Annotated in this window: 3 protein-coding genes; 1 reads left to right on the forward strand and 2 read right to left on the reverse strand. The window is 39.2% G+C overall.

What is annotated here, in order from left to right; all coding sequences use genetic code 11:
* Positions 1 to 39 precede the first annotated feature (39 nt).
* On the reverse strand, positions 40 to 2385 hold the full coding sequence (gene metL, locus GQR46_RS16650; RefSeq protein ID WP_165728110.1) for a bifunctional aspartate kinase/homoserine dehydrogenase II: 2346 nt from the start codon (positions 2383 to 2385) through the stop codon (positions 40 to 42).
* Between the two features lie 170 nt (positions 2386 to 2555).
* Positions 2556 to 3803, reverse strand: coding sequence for a cystathionine gamma-synthase (gene metB / locus GQR46_RS16655; protein WP_121954134.1), 1248 nt, complete (start codon positions 3801 to 3803; stop codon positions 2556 to 2558).
* A 289-nt stretch (positions 3804 to 4092) separates the two neighbouring features.
* On the opposite strand from metB, the gene metJ reads away from it, so the two are divergent.
* Positions 4093 to 4413, forward strand: coding sequence for a met regulon transcriptional regulator MetJ (gene metJ / locus GQR46_RS16660; protein WP_007586263.1), 321 nt, complete (start codon positions 4093 to 4095; stop codon positions 4411 to 4413).
* The last annotated feature ends 21 nt before the right edge of the window (positions 4414 to 4434 follow it).

A 4434-nucleotide genomic window follows, 5' to 3' on the forward strand; every position in this document is an offset into this window, starting at 1 on the left:
CAGCTTATTTAAGCTGCCGTTTTTGTTTAAACCAAAGGTTTATTTTAAGTTTTGAACAAGCCAATATAAATCAGAGTGCACACCCGCGGCGGTCACTTCTCTACCCGCTCCTGGCCCCTGAATCACTAATGCGTTATCGCTATACCATTTGCTATTAATTACAAAAATATTATCGCCAGGTGTAAGGTTTGCTAATGCATCGCCATTAGGCACATACGCTATTCCCACTTTAGCAATTACTTCACCTTGTGTGATTTCTAACAAGCCCGTATATCTAAGTACTAAATTTTTAGACTTTGCTGTCACTGCATGCTCTTCGATGAACGCGTCTAGCTGTGCTTTTTTATTTAAAAAGTCATCCCAACTTCCCAGCGCAAGTTCATCTGGCATCAATGCCGATAAGCTAATATCGTCAAGTTCAAGCTCAACACCTAGCTCTCGAGCTAAAATAAGTAGCTTACGCTGCATATCTCGCCCAGATAAATCTTCGCGAGGGTCTGGCTCTGTGAATCCCATTTTCTGAGCTTCCAGTAGCAACTCAGAAAATGGCCTTGTTCCATCATATTTACTGCATAACCACGAAAGCGTGCCTGAGAAAACACCTTCTATACGTGTTATTTTATCGCCACTATTTTGCAAATCAGCCAAAGCAAAGTTAATAGGTAAGCCAGCGCCTACACTGGTGTTATATCGCCAATGTAAATTACGTTCTTTAATATTACTACGAAGTGCTTTATACCAAGTAGTAGGTGCTGTTCCAGCGTATTTATTAGCACTAATTAAATGACAGTTTCTATCTACAAAGTCTGGATATAACAAGCTAAATTGTTCACTTGCGGTAATATCAATTACAATTTTATGCTCGTAATCGAGCTCATTTATAGCATTCAGTAAATCTGCAGATTGATAGCTATTTGCCTCATGCTGCCATTGAGTTTTCCATTGCTGTGTATTAATACCACTTGCATTAAACAGCATTTTTTTAGAGCGAATTAGACCGACTAATTTAATACTAAAGTCATCCGATAAACGCTCAAATTGTGCCGATAACTGTTTAATGAAAACGTCGCCAACGTTACCAAGCCCCGCAACTATAATTGCGATTTCTTGGCCTTTATTAATTAGCTTATCGTGTAAGTCACTTTGTATATCACTATCTATAAATTGATCGGTAAGCAATAAAGCATAGCCAGTATCTTGATGGACAAAACGAGGTTTTATGCTGTGGAGTTTTAATAAATCTAATGCTTGTAAGCTTAATGTATTAACGTCTTGCTCAAGCGCTACAATTGCACAACCGTTTAAATTTGACTCGCTAATATTTGCCCTACCCGCAAAGTAATTAATAACTTGATATGTTTGTGCAGCCGGTACTACTAAATACACTTCACCATTATGGTTAAAGTGATGAAGGCTATGCTGAATAAGCTGACTAACACTTGCAACCTCACCTTCACTTAAACCTTCAACCATTAATAGGTCAACATTTTGCAACGTGGTTATAAAGCGCTTTTTCTTCGCTGAACCTTCTTTTACTATATCTGTTGGACTTGCTTGTACGTCAAAACTACTGCGAACAGCTAGCTTAATATCTGTGTTTTTAAGTGGCGATAGTGTTTTTGCATGTAATACAGGGTTACCCAAACGAGCTAATAAATTAGCCTGTCCACGGCAAATTTTGCCGTACTTAATCGCTTTTTGTACCTTGCGAGGATCAGTGCTATACACCCCCTGTGTATCAGTCCAAATACATACTTGCTTAGCATGGCAATAATTTGCAAGTAGTGTTGCACTGTAGTCACTGCCATTTCGGCCAAGCGTTACTGTCTCGCCTTTGATATCTGCGGCAATAAACCCAGTAACAACATTTATTTTATTAGGCAAAATTAACTGCCCACATTGCTGCGCATTTTGCGCATGCATTAATTCGCCATCATTTAAGGTAAAAAGAGTACGTGCATCTTGAGCGCATGCCTCAATATTTAGCTGCTGTAAATAAGTAGCGAGTAAACGTGCTGACCACAGTTCGCCATGTGCAAGCAATGCAGCCTCTTTTAGCTGCTCAGCTTGAGCAAGTTCTGCAATATAGCTAAGTTCGATACTTAGTGTTTTAAGTGCACTTCGTTTTAAATCGGCTTCTAATAGCTGCTCTATTAAATCACTTTGATGGTTATTTAACTGCAGTAAAATATCAGCGACTGCTTGAGTATCTTGTTTTTGATAGCTTTGCCAAAGTAATACTAGCGTATCGGTTGTCTTACCCGCAGCCGATACCACAACACAGTCGCCCGTCTGAGTATGCCCAATAATTATTTTAGCTACGCTTTGATAGCGCTCACTTGAGCTTAAGCTTGAACCACCAAATTTATGTACACAATTGACCATATTTATACCAATTCGCTTAATTAAGTTGTCTATTTTGAGGATAAGAAAACCGTGTCGATAACAAGGCAAAAATTTCGTTGTTTAGTTGTTCTATATGAGAAATTTTTAACGAAGTTAGCGTGCGGTTTAATCCCTCAAATTGATTAGGTATTATTGCGGATTGGTATTACTTACCAAAGCGCCGGACGGGCTGCACTTAATTTAACGTTACCACCAGGAGTGCCTGCTCCTTTGCCTACACGGCCAACATTTTTATTTTGCCCTGGTTTTACAAGTTCAAACACTCGTTCAAAATCAGCGACTAAATCGTGTATATCTTCAATACCTACCGAAATACGAATAAGCGTATCGCCCACACCCGCTTCTAAACGTGCTGTTGCCTCCATACCTGCGTGCGTCATAGTTGCAGGGTGACAAATTAAGCTCTCTACGCCACCTAGTGACTCAGCTAAACTAAACGTTTTAAGGCTAGTTAAAAATGCCGCAGCGTCGTTTATATCGCCTTTAATATCAAAACTCACCATGCCACCAAAACCAAGTTGCTGTGCTTTAGCCAGCTCATGTTGAGGATGTGACTCAAGACCTGGGTAGTAAACTTGGCTTACATATTCAGAGCTTTCAAGATACTTAGCTATTGCCAGTGCATTTTCTTGATGCTGCCTTAGACGCACATTTAAAGTACGTAAACCACGAAGCGTTAAATAGCTATCAAAAGGCGCACCCGTAATACCAATGTTATTAGCCCACCAAGCAAGCTCATCGCCTAACTCTTGTGTTGCGGCAATAACAGCGCCGCCTACTACATCTGAGTGTCCGTTAATGTATTTAGTGGTTGAATGCACCACAATATCTACACCAAACTTAAGAGGATTTTGTAAAGCAGGCGACAAAAACGTGTTATCTGCAGCCACCAATGCACCGCATTGCTTTGCAACATCGGTCACCGCTTTAATATCTGTTAAACGAAGTACTGGGTTACTTGGGGTTTCTATCCAAATAAGCTTAGGTTTAATTACTAAAATTTGTTGAAGGCTTTCTTCTTTTGTTAAATCTAATATTTCGAGCTTTAGTAGTCCGCGTTTTTGTAAAGATGTAAATAAACGATAGCTGCCACCATAACAATCATGTGGAATTACTAACGTATCGTCACTATTAAGTAGCTGAGTAGCTAAATGCACGGCAGCCATGCCTGTAGCTGTAATTATGCCACGAGCGCCACCTTCAAGCTTAGCAAGCGTCTCAGCTAAAATATCACGATTAGGATTACCGCTACGACCATAATCATACTCACGCTTAGTATCAAAGTCGGCAAACGAATAAGTAGTCGATAAATAAATTGGCGGTACCACCGCACCATGATGTTTATCAGCATCAACGCCGTTACGTACAGCAATGGTCGCTTTGTTTTTTTCGCTCATATTCGTCACCTGATTAATTTGGATGTTTAGACGTCTAAAAGAGTAAGTTATCCGTTTTGATAAGTCAAAGTATTTTAAAGCTCTAGATGGCTAAAAGTAGAAGGGGCTTCTGCGAATAACACATTTTAGCTCACAAAAGTGTGCTTATCTTTACACCTACAATAGGCTTATTAAGATAGATCGGTATCTATTATTTGACTATCTTTTTTAAATCGATAGAATTTCACGCATATTTACACGCTTTTTATACCGTGTGAGAAATTAATAATCTGAGGCAACGATACATCTTATGGCTAAATGGAATGGTGAGTATATTCACCCATACGCAGAACACGGTAAAAAATCAGAGCAAGTTAAAAAGATCACCGTTTCGATCCCGCTAAATGTATTAAAGGTATTAACTGACGAACGTACACGTCGTCAAATCAATAACCTTCGCCATGCTACAAATAGTGAATTGCTATGTGAGGCATTTTTGCATGCTTTTACTGGCCAACCTTTACCAAATGACGATGACTTACGTAAAGATAACGCCGAAAAAGTACCAGAAGAAGTTAAAAAAATAATGCAAGAAATGGGTCTAGAAGTACCCGTTTTAAACGAAGAATAAATATTACAAAGACAAAAAACC

The sequence above is a fragment of the Pseudoalteromonas sp. Z1A6 genome (genome assembly GCF_011378745.1).
Lineage (GTDB): Bacteria > Pseudomonadota > Gammaproteobacteria > Enterobacterales > Alteromonadaceae > Pseudoalteromonas > Pseudoalteromonas arctica.